The 18243-nt window shown below is 39.9% G+C and carries 11 protein-coding genes; 4 read left to right on the forward strand and 7 right to left on the reverse strand.

Annotation, left to right across the window (positions count from 1 at the left end):
* Window positions 1-169 precede the first annotated feature (169 nt).
* The 3 genes from ACFSKV_RS07205 to ACFSKV_RS07215 form a co-directional block, all read right to left on the reverse strand.
* Window positions 170-1192: a Gfo/Idh/MocA family protein gene (locus tag ACFSKV_RS07205; protein ID WP_380801268.1), complete on the reverse strand. Its 1023-nt coding sequence runs from the start codon at window positions 1190-1192 to the stop codon at window positions 170-172.
* Window positions 1189-2190, reverse strand: a complete 1002-nt coding sequence (gene yiaK / locus ACFSKV_RS07210; RefSeq protein ID WP_380801269.1) for a 3-dehydro-L-gulonate 2-dehydrogenase — start codon at window positions 2188-2190, stop codon at window positions 1189-1191. The genes ACFSKV_RS07205 and yiaK overlap by 4 nt, the downstream gene beginning before the upstream one ends.
* Window positions 2191-2356: 166 nt before the next feature.
* Complete coding sequence (locus ACFSKV_RS07215; RefSeq protein ID WP_380801270.1) at window positions 2357-2659, reverse strand: DUF1330 domain-containing protein; 303 nt, start codon at window positions 2657-2659, stop codon at window positions 2357-2359.
* 106 nt (window positions 2660-2765) lie between these two features.
* On the opposite strand from ACFSKV_RS07215, the gene ACFSKV_RS07220 reads away from it, so the two are divergent.
* From ACFSKV_RS07220 to ACFSKV_RS07235, 4 genes are all read left to right on the forward strand, one after another.
* Window positions 2766-4178, forward strand: a complete 1413-nt coding sequence (locus ACFSKV_RS07220) for a tagaturonate reductase (RefSeq protein ID WP_380801271.1) — start codon at window positions 2766-2768, stop codon at window positions 4176-4178.
* A 123-nt stretch (window positions 4179-4301) separates the two neighbouring features.
* Entirely contained in the window at window positions 4302-4763 is a 462-nt protein-coding gene (locus ACFSKV_RS07225; protein WP_380801272.1) for a hypothetical protein, read from the forward strand.
* A gap of 426 nt (window positions 4764-5189) precedes the next feature.
* Complete coding sequence (locus tag ACFSKV_RS07230; RefSeq protein WP_380801273.1) at window positions 5190-13250, forward strand: T9SS type B sorting domain-containing protein; 8061 nt, start codon at window positions 5190-5192, stop codon at window positions 13248-13250.
* 32 nt (window positions 13251-13282) lie between these two features.
* A complete protein-coding gene (locus ACFSKV_RS07235) occupies window positions 13283-14308 on the forward strand; it encodes a PorP/SprF family type IX secretion system membrane protein (RefSeq protein ID WP_380801274.1) in 1026 nt (341 codons plus the stop codon).
* On the opposite strand, the gene ACFSKV_RS07240 is transcribed toward ACFSKV_RS07235, so the two are convergent.
* The 4 genes from ACFSKV_RS07240 to ACFSKV_RS07255 form a co-directional block, all read right to left on the reverse strand.
* Entirely contained in the window at window positions 14305-15066 is a 762-nt protein-coding gene (locus ACFSKV_RS07240; RefSeq protein ID WP_380801275.1) for a DUF2490 domain-containing protein, read from the reverse strand. The genes ACFSKV_RS07235 and ACFSKV_RS07240 overlap by 4 nt on opposite strands.
* A gap of 70 nt (window positions 15067-15136) precedes the next feature.
* Window positions 15137-15760, reverse strand: a complete 624-nt coding sequence (gene pncA, locus ACFSKV_RS07245; RefSeq protein WP_380801276.1) for a bifunctional nicotinamidase/pyrazinamidase — start codon at window positions 15758-15760, stop codon at window positions 15137-15139.
* Between the two features lie 83 nt (window positions 15761-15843).
* On the reverse strand, window positions 15844-16767 hold the full coding sequence (prs, locus tag ACFSKV_RS07250) for a ribose-phosphate diphosphokinase (protein WP_380801277.1): 924 nt from the start codon (window positions 16765-16767) through the stop codon (window positions 15844-15846).
* The gene (locus ACFSKV_RS07255; protein ID WP_380801278.1) at window positions 16754-18235 is read right to left on the reverse strand and encodes a nicotinate phosphoribosyltransferase; all 1482 of its coding nucleotides are present in this window, start codon (window positions 18233-18235) and stop codon (window positions 16754-16756) included. Before ACFSKV_RS07255 ends, prs begins: the two co-directional genes overlap by 14 nt.
* Window positions 18236-18243 lie beyond the last annotated feature (8 nt).

Genomic DNA, 18243 nt, shown 5'->3' on the forward strand with positions numbered 1-18243 from the left:
CCAATGATCAATTTCCAAATTACAAGTTACAAAAATCCAAGACCCGGAAACGCGAAAATTAGGTTATCCTGCTTCCCCGGTTATCCTGCTTCACCAGAAGCAGGAAATTCTCCAGAGGTAGCATATTTCAGAAAATCATCCGGCTATCCTGCTTCTCCAGAAGCAGGATTTATCTTAACAACACTACCCTGCCCTCTCTTGAGGATGTATAAATACCTTCTATCAACTTCAGCGATTTCCTTCCTTCTTCCCCATTGACCAAAGGCTCCACATCTTTTTGAATAGCATTCAAAAAATCCCTGTATTGTTCCAGATGCCATTGATGACCAATAGCCATAGGGTCTGAAGCTCCTGAGGAGACCATGTCCATCAAACTGATGGAAAAAGGCGGTTCACCTTGAATATTCCATGCAGAGATTTTCCCTCCTTCCAAAATCACGGATCCTCTGCTTCCGAAAATTTCTAAGCGCTCCGGATAACCTGGATAAACAGAGGTAGAAGCTGTAATCGTACCCAAAGCCCCGCTATGGAAATTCACCAAAGCTGTGGCAGTATCTTCTCCTTCAATTTCATGAAGAAGTGTAGCGCTCTTGCCAAAAACAGATGTAACCTCTCCCATACAATCCAACAATAGATCAATGGTATGGATGGCCTGATTGATCAGGGCTCCTCCCCCATCCCCTTTTAGTGTACCTTTCCAAGGACTGCTGTTATAATAAGCTTCATCTCTAAACCAATTGACATAGGCGTTGCCCATCAGCAATTTACCAAGTTTACCTTCAGTGATTGATTTTTTGAGTTTGATATATTCAGGATTGAACCTGTTTTGAAAAATAATTCCCAATTTCAATTTATACTCCCGGGCAGCATTGATTATTTGATCTGCCCTTTGGAGGTTGATCTCCAAAGGTTTTTCAATAAGGACATGTTTTCCTGCCTTGATAGCCTGTAAAGCCGGTTCAAGATGATGGCCACTTGCCGTGCAGATGCAAACCAATTCCATATTCGGGTGCCCCAAAAATGAGTCTATATCCCAATAAGCCTCCACACCAAAAGTTCTGCCCGCTGCTTTGGCCCTTTCTTGGGAAGAGCTGCAAACAGAGACCAATTCTGCATCTTCCAATTCTTTGATGGCAGCGGCATGCTTGGCTGCAATAGCTCCTGTTCCAATGATCCCTATACCAATACTCATTTGAGTTCCTTTATTATTTTTTCCCACACATTAGGGTCAACAGGAATTCCAGTTTTCAAATTTTCAGACCTGATCTGTCCTACCTTTTCACCGGGATACCTGATTTCCCCAGCTCCAAATGCTTGACTGCTTTTCAAATCCTCAATGATGGCATCCAGTTTATCATCCAACCAGGATTGCATTCCCAATTTTTTCGGGTCTAATGCAATGAAAACCTGTGAAAGGCCAAATTCTGCTCCTGTTTTACCGATTTCATGAGTAGCTTTCCCCCCAGATAAAACAGAGACCAGCATATCCAATACTAAAGATAGGCCTGCTCCTTTCCATAAGCCAATAGCCAAAGCCAGTTCATTTTCAATAACAGCCTTGGGTTCTTTGGTCAGATTACCCTCTTGATCAAATCCCGCCTCAAAAGGCATGGATTTACCTTCCCGGAGGTATGTGTTCATTTTACCGTAAGAAAATTGCGACATCGCCATATCCAGGACAATGGCACCCTTTTTTCTGGGAATTCCGATTACCAAGGGATTATTTCCCAGTTTAGGTTCCTTTCCTCCCCAAGCAGGCATATTGGGTTTGGTATTGGTGAAACAAATTCCAATAAATCCGGCATCTACCGCCTGCCAGCCATAATTTCCAGCTCTCATCCAATGATTGGTATCCTGAAGAGCCAACATGCCTATGCCAAATTCTTTGGCAATTTCCATAGCTCTATCCATGGCCAATTGGGCGTTTAAGGGACCTGGTCCAAAATTTCCTGACCAACGTTCAAAAAAACCAAAGGATTCCAAAAGACCTGGTTCAGCACTGGGGAAAACGCGGTTTTTTCTGATCATTTCCAAAAAAACGGGCACCCTATCCAGTCCGTGGGAAGGAACTCCCTCCAGGCTTGCTTTTGCAAACAATCTGGCGCACAAGCCTGCTCTTTTTGCTTCAAAGCCTTTGCTCTCAAATATTTTTTCTAATACCTGAATAACTTCCTGGTAAGAAACACGCATATAAAAGTGATAAGATCAAGTAATACAATATAGACGAAAGAAGTCAAACCAAAAAAGACATCCTCAAAACAATGGCTTCAAATCTTCTATTTCCCAAATTGGTCAGACTTCCCCTTTCCAACTTGGTACTTGGTACATTGTACACGGTACTTGGTACAAAGTATAATCACCCCCCAACAGGACCCAAACTTTCCACCAGCAGCATCTTGGAAGTGGCCGTCTGATAACGGATATTTTTGGCTATGGTATACTCCGGAGATGCCCACCAATTTTTGGCCGCTTGAATACTTGGGAATTCTAGAATTACCAGTCTTTCAGGGTTCCAATCCCCTTCAAGGGATTCGGTTTTGGCACCTCTCACTACAAACCTTCCTCCGAACATTTGAATGGTAGCCAAAGTATGCTTTTTGTACTCTTCATATAATTCGGGATTGTGGATAGTTACTTCCACTAATACTAACGCGGGCATAGGATGATTTTTTAATTTGACTTAAAAATGAAAATAAATATCAAATATCCATCAAAAAATCTATCAGAATATCGCGCTTTTGTGAAGATAAATATAACTTATCGGTATGAATCAAGCATCCATGAATACTATTTACAAAATTCAGCGGCCTATCAAGGTACTTCAATTTGGCACAGGAAATTTTCTTAGAGGCTTTGCAGATTGGATGATAGACATCATGAATGAATCCATAGACTTTGATGGAAATGTCCATGTGGTACAGGTTCATGGAAAAACAGTACCCGAGGAATTTATACAACAAAATTACAATTACCATGTCCTTATCCGGGGCATCATGAATGAGAAGGTAATTGAAGAAAATAGATTAATCACCTGTATTTCGGGAATAACCAATGCAAATGTTGACTATCGTTCATACCTGGAACTTGCAAAGTTACCTGACCTTCAGTGTATCATTTCCAATACCACAGAAGCCGGGATTGTTTTTGATCCATTGGATAATTCCGGGATTGACAAAACTGCTGTAACTTTTCCGGGAAAGTTGACTGCATTTTTATTCCATCGCTTTCAATTTTTCAAAGGGGCACATGAAAAAGGTTTAACTATTCTGCCCTGTGAATTGATTGAAAAAAACGGGGAGGAACTTAAATCCTGCATTTTGAAGTATGCCAAACTTTGGGAATTGTCGGAGGATTTCATGAAGTGGATTGAAATCAGCAATACTTTTTGCAATACCTTGGTAGACAGAATTGTTCCAGGATTACCTAAAGACAATTTTGAGGAAATTCAGAAAAAGTTGGGATTTGAAGATCAATTGATGGTCATGGCAGAACCTTACCATCTTTGGGTGATTGAAGGTTCGGAAGATTTGGAAAGGAAGTTTCCTGCATGTCAAGCGGGAATACAGGTGAAATTTGTGAAAGATTTAAGTCCTTACCGAACCCGAAAAGTCAGGATTTTGAATGGCTCCCATACAGCTATGGTACCCCTTGCTTATTTGTCCGGATTAAGGACAGTTCGGGAGTCTGTGGAAGATCATAATATGGGGAAAATCATACATGTCATCATTTTTGAGGAAATTATACCCACCCTGGACCTTCCCAAAGCTGAACTGGAACAATTTGCATCAGATGTTTTGGACCGTTTTAGAAATCCTTTTATCCAGCACGAGTTGATTTCTATTTCCCTTAATTCTATTTCCAAATTTAAGGCCAGGGTGCTCCCCAGTCTATTGGAATACAAAAATCGTCAGGGAATTTGGTCGAAATACCTGACCCGATCCCTGGCTGCACTGATTTATTTTTATTCAGGAAAAAATCAGGGGGAAAACATCCCATTGAAAGATGAAATAAAGGTTTTGGATTTTTTTGGAAAAGTCTGGAAAGAAAATGATCTCTATCATGTTGTTAACCAAACACTGCAAAGGAGCGATTTCTGGGGAGTTGATTTGAGTAAAATGGAAGGGCTTTCAGCTATTCTCATTAGGGAACTGGAGAATTATCAATATGGTGTCCGCTGATTTCAAATACGCTAAAGGGAGATCGCTTTTGAAATTGGATTCTGGACAGACATTATTTGGGCTGATCAGATTTTTTTTAACCAAACATGAAAAGCAAAGAAAATTTCTGCGAATTTTGCCCTTATGAGCGAACAGGTACATCCTATAAAATCAGAATTGTTACAGAAAGCACAGGGAATGCTCAAGGAGCAGATCCAGGATGTGCAGTTACAACTATCCCAACTACAGGAATCTTCTGAAACGGAAGAAAAGAGTTCAGCGGGAGATAAATTTGAAACCCATCAGGAAATGTTAAACCAGACCAGGGATATGCTGCAAAAATCTTTGGCAAAGGACAAAATTTTATTGTCCCAGCTCAACGCAGTTCCAATTAAGGCTATGGATAAGGTTGAAGAAGGGGCTATGGTGGAACTTTCTATCGGAAAAATCTGGATTTCAGTTCCAATTGGTAAAGTGAAATTAAATGGTACGGATTATCAATTGGTCTCCAGAGATTCTCCATTAATCAATATTATCTGGCATCTGAAGGCAGGTGACAGTTATGAATTCAGAGGTAAAAAAGAAAAAATACTGACTGTATATTAACCAGCTGATTTAATAAATAATGAGAAAACCGGAAAAAGCAATTTTTCCGGTTTTTGGCATTTTTTACCATTTATATTTTTATTCAAGCAGCACTATTATCCCTTCCTTATTTTTTCACATTTCATCCAAATCCCTCCTTCTTTTCCTCCAAATAAATTAAAAGTTAAAATTGAAATCGGATTTTTATTTTTTCTTGATTTTTTTGTTTTTACAATTTTATTCTATTTATTATCGATATATACAGTTTTTTAGGAATTAATTTTATGGTTATGTGAAAAACATAAAATATTATACTAAATAACGAAATACTCTTTCTTATACATGTTTTACATTAAAATTGGTAATAAGTGTATTGAAAGCGAAGAGAAAACCAGTAAAACAAAAAAGTAAATTGAAATATTTCCGGTTTTAATATAAGATTCATATATGAAAAAAATTTACTCATACTTTTTGTTTTTTCAAGTGATCTTGACATTCCTGCTTTTAAATTCATTTGAATCTCAGGCTCAAATAATTGTTCAGGATTCATTTTTCTCCGAATGTAGGAGATCTGTTGAGTTTAGGGTTTCTGGAGGAGTTGCTCCATATACATATGTTTGGAGTTTTGAGGGTGAGGTCGTACAAACCGACAGTAATTTATCAGGATCACAAAGTAGTTTATTATCCCAAGCACAAGCAGGAACTTATACAGTAAGAGTTACTGACAATGTAGGAAATACTTTGGTGAGGAACTTTTCCTTTTTAGGAGTTACCAATTTTGAGTTGGATGTTATGGTGGAGGACATTGTGGTTTGTGGTAATGAAACAACTGCAGTGATCTCAGGTGACATTAGTGGAGGACTTGCCCCATATACTATAAGGTTTTATAACCTTGACGGCGATCTGGTAAGAACCATAAACAATTTTCCAGGTGGTCAATTGAGTCTTAATGGAATACCCGCAGGGGAATACTTGGTAGAGGTTGAGGATGCTAATCTTTGTATAGAATTAACTAACATAGAGATTCCTGAAATAGAACCTATTGAACTAAATCCTGCTGTTGGAGTAGGTACTTTTCCAGCTACTTGCGGGGACAACGGAGGAGTTTCCTTTGTTGTTGAAGGTTTTTCAGGGGAAGTAAGGTATAGGATTATTCAAAGACGTGGAAACAGAAATTTTACCGTCATTACAGGCTGGACAGTTGCACCAGGCGGTGTCATCTTTTATGATCAATTACCATCTGGAAATTACGTACTGGAAATCATTGATTTATACAGAAATGAAGATTGTCCATTTCAGTTGGATTTTACAATCGGTCAAGAAACCTTACTGGATTTTACCGCAACATCCACGGATATAACATGTTTTGGTGAAACTGATGGTACCATCACTATAAGGGCAGATAGGGTATTCATGGGTTTTGCATACCCTCCTCAAAGCATCAATGTAGATATTATTGGGCCAAATGGTAACATAATTGTAAATAATGCAATAATTCCCATTGGAACTAACTCTGGTGAAAATACATTCACGGGCTTAGCACCAGGTACTTATACCATAAGAATAAGGCACGGAGGTGTGAACTATCCAGTCTGTGAACAGCAATTAACTGTAACAATTGAAGCACCTTCGTCCAGCATTAATTTAATTACCTCCTCTACTCCGGTATCCTGCTTCGGAGAGAATGATGGAAGGGCCTCTGTAGTTGCCTCGGGAGGTTGGAGAGGTTTTACCTACCTTTGGAGTAACGGGGCTACTACCGCAACTGCCACTGGACTGGCACCAGGAAATTATTCGGTAACTGTAACTGACGCAGAAGGATGTACTGCTGTCGCCAACGTAACAGTTACAGGACCACCATCAGCTCTAACTGCTTCAATAAATGGACTTAATGAATTAACCTGTGCGGGCTCTAATGACGGTTCAGCGGAGGTTACCAATGTCAGCGGAGGATGGGGTAACTATACTTACCTGTGGAGCAGTGGAGAAACTACGCCTATAGCCTATAATCTTCCGTCGGGACCCAATACAGTAACCATCAGGGATTCCGGTGGCTGCGAATTGGTTCTTAATGTAAATATTGGTGTTCCGCCTGCTCCTAATGTAACTTCCAGCCCTGTAAGACCAACTTGCTTTGGAGGCTCAGACGGTAGCCTAAGAATCCAAATAGCAGACAATACACGAACTTTTGCAGTAACTGTCAACGGTGTGACCTTGGTAGGAAATGATGTTCTCTTTGAAAACCTACAGGCTGGCACCTATTTCGCCAACATTGCTTATGATGGAGGGGCATGTCAAATTATCCATGAAGCTACCATTTCTGCTGCTCCCCAGATTATAATTAATGACGCGAATCTGAATATTCAAGATGTCCTTTGTCACGGAAATGGAAATGGTTCTATTACAGGGCTTCAAGTAATTGGCGGGACTGGGGCGCTAACTTATCAATGGCAGGTTAGAAGCGGAGGTTCTTTTGTGAATATACCAGGACAGACAGGTTTAAACCTATTCAATTTATCGGGAGGAGTTTATAGAATCGTAGTAAGGGATGCTAATAATTGTACTGTAAATAGACAATTCGAGATTTTAGAACCTTCGCCATTATCTGTTAATGGGCCAGTAGTAACCAATGTAAATTGCTATGGAGAGGATTCTGGAACAGTTAGTTTTTCAATTTCAGGAGGTACAGCTCCCTATACTTACAGCTTAAATGGCGGAACTCCTGCAACCACTTTTGAAAGCAATGTAACCATCACAGGATTAACTGCTTCAAACAATAATTTTATTGAGGTAAGGGATGCCAATAATTGTCAAGTTCCTAACCTTAATTTTAACATCACATCTCTTCCTGAAATTACGGTCAACAGCATCAATGTCACACCGGAAGTTTGCGCAGGCCAAAACAATGGTTCGATAAGCATCACTTTCAGTGGTGGAAGCGGTTCATTGGGCGTACAGTGGTTTGTTGCCGGTAATTTTGCAACGGTATTATCAAATAGTGCTTCATTAAACAATAGAGGACCAGGAGAATACACTGCCAGAATTTTTGACCTAACTAACCCCAATTGTTTTATTCTTCAAAATGTTACTATTCCTCCTACCCCGGCAATCGATTTGCAATTGGCCGGACCTCCAACCAACGTTTCTTGTTTTGGGGAAGAAACAGGAGCGATCAACATCAATGTCAGTGGTGGAACCGGTGGTTATACTTTCCTTTGGACTGGACCTAATGGATTTACTGCAAATACTCAGAATGTTTCTGATATACCTGGAGGACTTTATACGGTTAGAGTAACAGATGCCAATGGATGTTTTAGAGAATTGAACAATATCTTGGTAAGCCAGCCTCCTTCAGGTGTTCAAGTCAACGTACTGAACATCATAGAGCCTACATGTTATGATTCAGAAGATGGAAGAATAGAAATACAAGCTGCTGGAGGAAATCCTGGATACACATTTGAGTGGTTCAGAGATGAAGGAATGGGCAACATCGTACCGGTTCCTGGAACAAGCAGTACTTTGTCAAATATAGGATCTGGCAACTATTTTGTTAGGGTAACAGATGCGAATGGATGTTCTGTTGAAGAATTGATTGCAGTGGATGGACCGGATCCAATTCAGATCAATGTCCTTAATGTTGATGATATTTCCTGTGTGGGCAGAAATGATGGAAGGATCTTCATAGAGGTAACAGGAGGAACAGGTATTTATTTCTTTAACTGGGATCATGGCTTTATCAACCAAAACGCAACCAATCTAAGCGCTGGCTCTTATTCTGTAACTGTTAGGGACGCAAATGGTTGTGAGGCAAGGATCGAAAATATTATCGTTGATGAACCAGAACTGCTTGAAATTAACTTAATTGAAGCAGTAGCACCTACTTGTGTTTATGATGATGGTTCCATTGAAGTGAGCTTCACCGGTGGAATCGCAGGATTGGAAAGCAGCCAATGGTATAATGTGCAGACCGGAGACCTGATTGCTGAAAACACCAACATTGTAACCGGCTTAACTCCTGGGTTCTATCGTGTAGAGTTCAATAATGGGGCTAACTGTACGGTTTCAGAAATTATTCGTCTACCAGGTCCTCCAAATCCCTTAAGGATATTAGCCAGCACACAGGATCCTCTCTGTCCTGGTGGAGCTGGACTATTGAATCTATCCGCAACAGGAGGTGTTCCTGGCTACACTTTCCAAATATTCTTAGGAGGTATATGGCAAGAAGTCAATAGTACCATTTTATCCGGATTGACAGTAGGTAATTACGATGTAAGGGTAACTGATAGCACTGGTTGTGAAGATCACACTACCATTACCATTAATGATGATAGTGAACCATTATTTTATTCCGTAGAAATTGAACAGGATGTTTCCTGCTTTAATGGAAATGATGGTGTCATTGTTTTTGAAATATTTGGCAATACGAGCAATCTCAATAGTGTACAATGGTACAGAAGAACACTTCCATCTGGAGTTGCTCCTGTAAATACATCTGATTTAAACAACCTAATTGCAGGAACCTATTTCTTTGTGTTGACATATGATGGTGATTGTACCACTGAATCAGAAGATTATGTCATTACCCAGCCTGAAGAGATAGTAGTTTCAACAAATCAAGTTCAACCTGTCTGTATAGATGACTTTGGATCTTTCCAGCTAACAGTTAATGGCGGAAAAGCTGGCAAAACCATTCAAATCAGTTCTCCAAATGGTACCAATATTATTTATGAAGGAGAAAATACAGGAGTCTTTAATTTCAACAACCTTCCTCCTGGCAACTATACATGGTCAGTGGAAGATCCCGGTTGTGGAATAACTTCTGGAAATTTTACGGTCAATGCAGTTATAAAACCTAGTTTCTCATTCAATTCACAAGATATTAGCTGTTTTGGGGCCAACGATGGAATTCTTAACATCATAGATCCTATCGTAGCATCGGGTAGGACCTTTACGGTATTGATCAATAATGTTTCCCAAGGGGCCATGCAATCCTTTAACAATTTGGCTCCCGGAAACTATCAAGTAAGGATAATTGATAATTTTGGATGCCTTTCTGACCCTGTTCTGGTGCAAATTTTAGGTCCTAGCAGACCTTTGGAAATTATTAACTTCAACAAAGAAGATGGTGAATGTTTTGGGACCCCAACTGGAAGCATTTCATTTGAAATTGAGGGTGGCAGACCTTTATACCGTGCCATCTTGACAAATGCAACTGGTCTGAACTTAGAACTTAGCGATCTTGCAGGAAATACAACTTATGAATTTGAAAACCTGGTTGCAGGGGATTATATCCTAAATATCATCGACAGGGATGGCATTTGTCAGGTATCGAGAAATTTTGTAATTAATCAACCTGATTTTGTTACTGTAAACTACGTAAGTCCGGAAATATCCTGTGAGCCCAACCTCACTTATATCAGCTTAACTATCACTGGAGGTCAGCAACCATATATCATTACCTGGGAAAGGTTTAATTATGGAACTTCCACTTGGGAATTAATCCCGTACAACGGGTTACTTCTTGACAATGTTGGTCCTGGACTTTACAAATATACAGTTGAAGATGGCAATAGCTGTGGGGCGGTTACAGAAGATATTTTGATTACCGAACCACCAGCCTTCGAAATAAACTACACCAAGGGAGAAATCCTTTGTTTTGGAGGCAACACTATTATTGAGTTCTCAGCTACTTTTGGTAACGCAGATAACTTTACTTTCTATGTAAATGGAAGCCAGATATTTGGGAACCTATTTACTGCAGTTGCCGGAATATATACAGCCTATGCAATCAACAATGTAACAGGTTGCCGGTCTCAGGATATTTTGATCCAAATAGATCAGCCAGCTGCTCCCTTGACCCTTCAGCAGTTTACTTCTGAAAACTTAAGCTGTTATGAATCTGGCAATGGCCGAATTTCCTTTACTTTGATCGGAGGAACAGCTCCTTATATCATCAATTTCCAGGGGGAAACTTTTTCCGGAAATGAAGGGGAAGAGATTGTTTTTGACAATTTGGTTGCCAATGTCAATTACAGTTTCACCGCAACTGATTCCAATGGTTGTCCTGTACTCATACCTTCCAGGACCTTAAGCCAACCTCTACCTATCCAGGTAAATGTAAGCAACACTGAAATAAGGTGCTCTGGCAATCTTGCAAGAATTAATCTACAGGTTACCGGAGGAACAACACCTTATGAAATCAATTGGGCCTTTTCAACAGATGGCGTCAATTTCACCCCTGATCCAGGCTTGACCAATGCCACACAATTAACCAATTTGTCGGGAGGTTATTACAGGTATACAATCACTGACCAAGGCTGTGATCCTATTGAAGATGTAATCTATATCCATGAACCATTGCCAATTCAAGTTATACCTGAAGTAATCAATGTGACCTGTCATGGAGAAAGCACTGGTGCTATCAATTTAGATATACGGGGCGGAACCGGTAGCTATAGTGTGCAATGGAGCAATGGCATGATAGGCAGTTCCATCTCAGGGTTAAGGGCAGGAACTTATACGGTGTTTATTGTAGACGAAAATTCCTGTGTTATCTCCAGAACCTACACCATAACACAGCCTGATTCACCGATACAAGTAGAAGCAGACTTTGCCACTTTCTATTGTTCATTTGATGATGAAATTAGCTTAAATATCAATGTTACCGGAGGTACAGCCCCATACACATTCCTTTGGTCCAATGGTTCAACTGCTCAAAACCTTGTAGGAATTGAACCAGGAAGCTATACAGTAAGGATTACAGATGCGGAAGGTTGTGAAATAGAAGCAACCTACGAGATCCCTCCAAGGATTCTTCCAATTGAAATTGAACTTGAGGCCAATCAGGTAATCTGTTCTCCGGGAGAAAGGGTAGAGATTACCGCAAATGTAACGGGTGGATCAGCTCCATATACCTACTTATGGTCAAATGGGGCCACAACACCTATCATTTCGGATCTTGGGCCAGGTACTTATACCTTGACCGTAACAGATATCAATGGTTGCCGTACACAAAAATCAATAGAAATCCTCCCTGCACCAAATTGGAGGTTAAACCTTGAAGCACTCAGTCCTGTTTCCTGCTTTGGAGGAAACGATGGTTCAATTCAGTTGTCGTTAATTGCAGCAAGAGAACCGGTCAGTATCCGATGGAGTCATGGGCTGGAGGACCAGTTGTTTGCCGGTAACCTTACTGCAGGCACTTACTCTGTGACTGTGGAAGATTCATTGGGCTGTACAATCACATCTGCTTTCAATATCAGAGAACCGGAAATCCTTACCCTTACTGAAGTAGTAGAAAATAGCCAATGTGCAGGTTTCAATAATGGCAGTATTTCCTTAAATATTCAGGGCGGAAGTGCGCCATACACTTTCAGGTGGTCACATGGACCTAACAGCAGAAACCTGAGGAACTTAGCTCCTGGAGATTACTCTGTTATCGTTACAGATAGAAATGGATGTTCTACTGCCGCCAATTATACAATTCTTGAACCAGAACCACTTGAAATCATAAGTGACTTCACAGAAGAGGTCTTATGCCATGGAGACCTGGATGGATACATTAGAATAGACATTCAAGGCGGGATTCAACCTTATGAAGTGACTTGGTCTGACGACCCTAATTTAAGTAGTCTTTATAGAAGTAATCTTCCAGCAGGTGTTTATACGGTCAGTGTTAGAGATGACAATGACTGTAGGATAGAGCAAACTTTCAACATTCAGGAACCTGATAGACTCGAGGTAAGACTGGATACCAGATACCAGGTAGATTGTGAAAACCAGGAATTAGTGGGTATAGCATTTATAGATATAACAGGTGGAAAAGGGGATTACTCCATATTTTGGAGTAATGGAGATACAGATGTAATGGAAACATTCTTCTATGAGGATGGGGAGCTTTCAGTGATGGTATATGATGAAAATGGCTGTTTTGCAGAAGACCTTGAGGTCATCGTAATGCCATTGGCATTCTCTGAGGCTGACTTCACTTACTCAGTAATCTCATTGGGTACAATTGGTGAAATCCTGGTCAATGATCCTGTGCAGTTTATCGACAAAACCTTAGGAAATGTCATCGCCTGGGAATGGGACTTTGGGGATGGAAACAAAAGCAATGAACAAAATCCAACACATACTTATAAAAAACCGGGGATTTATACAATTACCTTGATGACATTTGATGCCCTGGGCTGCGTTTCCAGTGCAAGTATTGAGGTAGAGGTATTATCATCTTACAGGATTATGGTACCCAATGCATTTACCCCAAATGGGGATGGCATAAATGATACATTCATTCCTAAAATGAGGGGAATAGATGAATTCGAAATGCACATTTTCAATAAATGGGGAGAACTTATATACTCTTGTTATGACAGAGAAGACAAAGGATGGGATGGCCGTTTGAGAGGTGTCATGAGTCCTAACGGAAACTATGTGTATAAAATAGTATTCAAGGCAAATGACGGTGAAACGGGAAGCCAAACCGGTGTGTTTACATTAATTCTTTAAAAATGGACTTTTTATTTAATCTATCAGTTTATATGAAAAAGCTAACATTACTTATCTCCTTTATTTTTCTCGGGGTAAGTTCAGTTGCCCAGGATTTCCAATATTCCCAATTTTATGCAGCTCCCTTAAACCTTAACCCGGCATTTACAGGAGCCTCCGACTTGACTAGGGTCGGAGCAAATTACAGGAACCAATGGCCTGGACTGGACCATTCTTTCAATACTTTTTCTGCATATATAGACCATTATATGTTTGATATCAATAGTGGTATTGGGTTAATTTTCAATGGAAGCCGGGAAAGCAAGGTCAATCTGAGTTCCAACGAAATAGGACTCACTTACGCCTACCGTTTAAAATTAGGAAATGATGCATATTTAAGAGTAGGTGGGCAAGTTAGTTACATTTCAAGGGATGCCTATTTCGGAGATCTGGTTTTCGGAACCCAATTGGATATTAACAATGGAACCATTGGACCTGACAGTGGGGAATTGTTTTCAAAAGATTACAGACATTCTTTTGCTGATTATAATTTTGGAATGTTGTTCCATTCCCAGATTTTATGGTTAGGTGTGGCAGGTCATCATCTTACTCAGCCCAACACCTCTTTTTTAGATGGCAACATGAGCCGTCTTCCATTAAAATTATCTGCACATGGGGGGATAAAAATTGATCTTGGGGAAGGTTTTATCAATAATTATTTCAACAATTCAAGACAGGAAAGATCCGCATTCTTTGCTTTCAACTACAAACACCAGGATCCTTTCAACCAATTGGACATTGGGGCCCAGTTATTTATACAACCCCTGGTCCTGGGTGTCTGGTATAGAGGTTTCCCTGTAAAATATTCTTTACCAAACAATGAGGCTGTTATTGGGTTGATTGGAATGGCTCTGGAAAGCGGTTTGGATATTGGTTACAGCTTTGATTTCACTGCCTCTAAAATGAGTTTGGGTCAGTCTGGAGGTGCCCATGAAATCTCCATCCGATATTCTTTCCTATTTGGTGATCCAAATCAGCGAAACAGGAGAAGCACGATCATTCCTTGTTTTAGATTTTAAAAGTTAATAAAGGTATTGATGATAAATCCATTATTATGCTGGAAAACATTTTTTCCTTCTACCAATCGACCCAATTGAAGGGTTTGATTGAAGTAACCTGCTTCAATTCGTGTTGTTCTTGAAAATTTAAAACCTACAAGGATACCAATCCGGTTTTGATCAAAAATATTTTGGTTGACATTTTTACCAAAACCTATCAATAGTTCGTCGTAAGCGGCCAAATAGGGTTCTTTATCATCCAATGTATTTCCCTTTAATGGTAAATCCATCCTGAACATATATCTGGCACGGTTTACATAAACATAATCATCAATTACTTTTTCATTTGGGTTTGAATTCCTTCCTACCCAACGTTGCTCCAACATGAACCTGTGTGATAAGGATACTTTTCCAATCGGATTAGATACCAGCGCCATGAGGTATGTTCTATGTTCGGGAAATCTCATTCCGCTGCCATTTATTGGAATTTCCCCATAATTGTAAGTATCAGCATAAGCATATCCCACCCTTAATGTTACCTGTGGGTGAAGCTGGTAATTCAATCCTGTTCTGTAAAGGTTTTGTTGGGGGTCTGAAATCCAATTTATCCTTCGCCATTGAAACTCCCCGTGAAGGCTCCACTTATCTGCCAGTTTATAATTCATAAAAAAGGCATACCATCCAATGTTGTTATTGTCCTCAACCCTGTTATTTTGAGCAAATATTGGTGACGCTTGAATAATAAAGGTCACAAATACTAATAGGAAAATCTTCTTCATAATCAATTAAGCAATCTTAAATAATGCCCCAAAGTTAAGATGGTGGGTAAGCTCACTACTGTAGCAATTATCACAATGGTTCACATATTTCATTGGAAGAAACAATGGATGCACCGGCTTCTTTCATTTCCTTAAGGGACGCTTCAAAGTCACCAGGTTTAAGATTCACCGCCTTTGTGGCATCTTTGATCAAATTGGTCTTGAAACCCTCCATTATCCCGTCCAATACCGTAAATTTTACGCAATAGTCCGCCGCGAGACCACAGACAAAAATTTCAGAAATCTTATTGGACTTTAAATATGTACTTAATCCGGTATCCCCCTGTCTGTTATTATCAAAAAAACCGGAGTAGGAATCCACTTTCGGATTGGTTCCTTTTTGAAATACAGCCTTCCATTTTCCCATTTCTATATCAGGGTGAAAATCAGCTCCGAAACTTTCCTGTACACAATGGATCGGCCATAAGATTTGTTGAACTCCGTTCAAGTCAATAAAGTCACCAATTTTTTTCCCCGAATGATTTGCTGCAAAACTACCATGATCAGCAGGATGCCAGTCTTGGGTGGCAACTATGAAATCAAATTCATCTTGAATCCGGTTGATTATTGGAATAATTTGATCCCCATCTTCTACAGCCAAAGCTCCCCCTGGGGTAAAATCATTCTGCATATCAACAATAATTAAAGCTCTCATATTAGTTAGAAATTTTGTTCATTAAAGGAGTTGAAAAGTATTTTCGGACATAAAACAATTATATAATTACATACTCCATTACCCTATTTTTTAAGTTGATCAACAATCAACAAGGCAATACTTTCCACCCTCAAAATATCAGATTTGATGGAATAACTGTTGGGATGACTATTGGTCGTAACCACTTTTTCAATCACACCGGAATTTTGAATCCTGGTCAAAGCATCATTACTGAATAATCCATGAGTTGTGATGGTAAATATTTTTTTTGCTCCAGCTGCTTTATATGCCTTTGCTGCATTGATAAGTGATCCACCTGTTCTCACCATATCATCATATATCACAACATCCTTTCCCTCCACATCTGCAGAAATACTCGTCACCTCAGTCTTTTCTCCAGAGACCCTCCGTTTGAAAACAAAGGCTGCATTGACCCCCATTTCATTGGCCAAAGACTCCACCCACTTGGCCCTACCAGCATCGGTACAGGCCATGACAAAGCCATCTTCCGCCAATTCTTTGGCAGCCTGTATGATGATTGGTTTACAATAAACATGATTGATCAAAACCTGTCCCTCGAAATAATGGGGAATTCCTTCAGAGTGAAGGTCGAAGAAAATAAAATGATTGCCCAAACTCGTCCTCGGCAAGGAAGAAAACATCACCGCCCGGGATTTTGCGGTAACTACTTCCCCCGGTTTTACTGCCCTTTCCATGGTGGAATAGCCAAAATAAGGAAAGAAAATACGGATGGATTTAGCACCATATTTGATCAATGCATATGCTAGGTCAAATATTTCCAGCGTATCAGAATCTGATATCGTCCCCCCAATCAAAACCACATCCCTGCCAGTAACCGGAGTCAGGATCCTTTGATAACGTTCTCCATCCGGAAAGAGTTTAACTTCAATTTCTCCCTTTTCAAAATTACCCAATTGGAGAACTTCTTCCTGCAAATACCTGTAATCCGGTATGGAGAAAATTACTTTTCTTTTACTCTCGTTCATAATCCTTCATTTTAAATACCAATTCTGTTCTCAGATCATAGAGACTTTCTTCCAATCCAACAGGATAAATATGAGGATTAACAAAACGTTTGTGCGCTTTATCAAATTGGCCTAGGTTTCGTTGCGCATTCTTTTTTATATGATGGATATCAGGACTAACATAAATTACCTTCCCTTTCCTAAAAATTGGTTTTAATAGGAACTCTTTGTCCAAGTCCAGGGTATTTATTTTTTTCCTTTTAGTGGGATCGACTGGATCAATGATCGTATACTGACCATCATCCAATGCTTTCCCATCCAGGTAGATCATATCTGCAATGGCCTTCCCATTTTTGGAATACCTTACTGTTTGATGAATGCCTGGAATATTGATTTTTATCGATTGTTGGGAAACTTTAACTTTTGGTTCCCATTCCCCTTCCCTATTCTTAACAGCGGACAATTTATAAACGGCTCCCAATGCAGGCTGATCGTAAGCTGTGACAAGTTTGGTTCCAACTCCCCAAATATCAATAGAAGCTTCCTGAATTTTTAAGGAAGTAATGATATGTTCATCAAGGTCATTGGAGGCCACTATTTTTGCATTTGGAAATCCTGCTTCATCCATCATCGCCCTGGCAATAGTACTGTAATAAGCCAAATCACCTGAGTCTATTCGTATTCCGACCATTTCTTTGCCCTTTTCCCTTAAGAGTTTCCCAACTTCTATGGCATTTTTGACACCATTGATGGTATCATAGGTATCCACCAAAAAGATACATTTTTCGGGAAAGGCATCCGCATAAGCTTTAAATGCTTCCAGTTCTGAGGAAAAAGACATGATCCAGCTATGGGCATGGGTACCTGAAACAGGTATTCCAAAGAGTTTGCCGGCCATCACATTGCTCGTAGAAGAAGTACCCCCTATATAGGATGCCCTACTTGCTGCCAACGCCCCGTCAATTCCTTGTGCCCTTCTTAAGCCAAATTCCAAAACCGAATCTCCTTGGGCCGCATAGGAAATCCTTGCGGCCTTGGTCGCTATAAGTGTTTGAAAATTTAGGATATTCAACAAGGGTGTTTCAAGCAGCTGACATTGTAATAAGGGACCTTTAACTTTTACCAAAGGCATATGAGGAAATACCACCGTTCCTTCTTCCACTGCCTCGAGGTCACAGGAGAACTCCATTTCCTTGAGATAGTCTAGAAAATCATTTTCAAAAGTAGGACTGCCATCTGTATTTTTCATGGAACTGAGGTAAGCTAAATCTTCAGTATCAAATTTGAAATTTTTGCAATAATCTATCACATAATCCAATCCCGCCGCCAATGTATATCCACCTTGAAAAGGATTTTTCCTAAAAAAAAGATTGAAAACTGCCTCTTCCTCAGCTTTACCTGATTTCCAATAAGCATAAGCCATGGTCAGCTGGTAAAAGTCAGTCAGTAAGGCAAGAGAACCTTGGTATAAATCTTTGGTTATTTTCATTTTTGATT

It is taken from the genome of Shivajiella indica, assembly GCF_042683085.1.
GTDB classification, from domain to species: domain Bacteria; phylum Bacteroidota; class Bacteroidia; order Cytophagales; family Cyclobacteriaceae; genus Shivajiella; species Shivajiella indica.

Bases quoted from the DNA above. Each gene is read 5' to 3' on its own strand.
- ACFSKV_RS07215 (WP_380801270.1), bottom strand. From the start codon at position 2,659: ATGCCCGCGTTAGTATTAGTGGAAGTAACTATCCACAATCCCGAATTA.
- ACFSKV_RS07230 (WP_380801273.1), top strand. From the start codon at position 5,190: ATGAAAAAAATTTACTCATACTTTTTGTTTTTTCAAGTGATCTTGACA.
- yiaK (WP_380801269.1), bottom strand. From the start codon at position 2,190: ATGCGTGTTTCTTACCAGGAAGTTATTCAGGTATTAGAAAAAATATTT.
- ACFSKV_RS07235 (WP_380801274.1), top strand. From the start codon at position 13,283: ATGAAAAAGCTAACATTACTTATCTCCTTTATTTTTCTCGGGGTAAGT.
- prs (WP_380801277.1), bottom strand. From the start codon at position 16,767: ATGAACGAGAGTAAAAGAAAAGTAATTTTCTCCATACCGGATTACAGG.
- ACFSKV_RS07255 (WP_380801278.1), bottom strand. From the start codon at position 18,235: ATGAAAATAACCAAAGATTTATACCAAGGTTCTCTTGCCTTACTGACT.
- ACFSKV_RS07205 (WP_380801268.1), bottom strand. From the start codon at position 1,192: ATGAGTATTGGTATAGGGATCATTGGAACAGGAGCTATTGCAGCCAAG.
- ACFSKV_RS07225 (WP_380801272.1), top strand. From the start codon at position 4,302: ATGAGCGAACAGGTACATCCTATAAAATCAGAATTGTTACAGAAAGCA.
- ACFSKV_RS07240 (WP_380801275.1), bottom strand. From the start codon at position 15,066: ATGAAGAAGATTTTCCTATTAGTATTTGTGACCTTTATTATTCAAGCG.
- pncA (WP_380801276.1), bottom strand. From the start codon at position 15,760: ATGAGAGCTTTAATTATTGTTGATATGCAGAATGATTTTACCCCAGGG.
- ACFSKV_RS07220 (WP_380801271.1), top strand. From the start codon at position 2,766: ATGAATCAAGCATCCATGAATACTATTTACAAAATTCAGCGGCCTATC.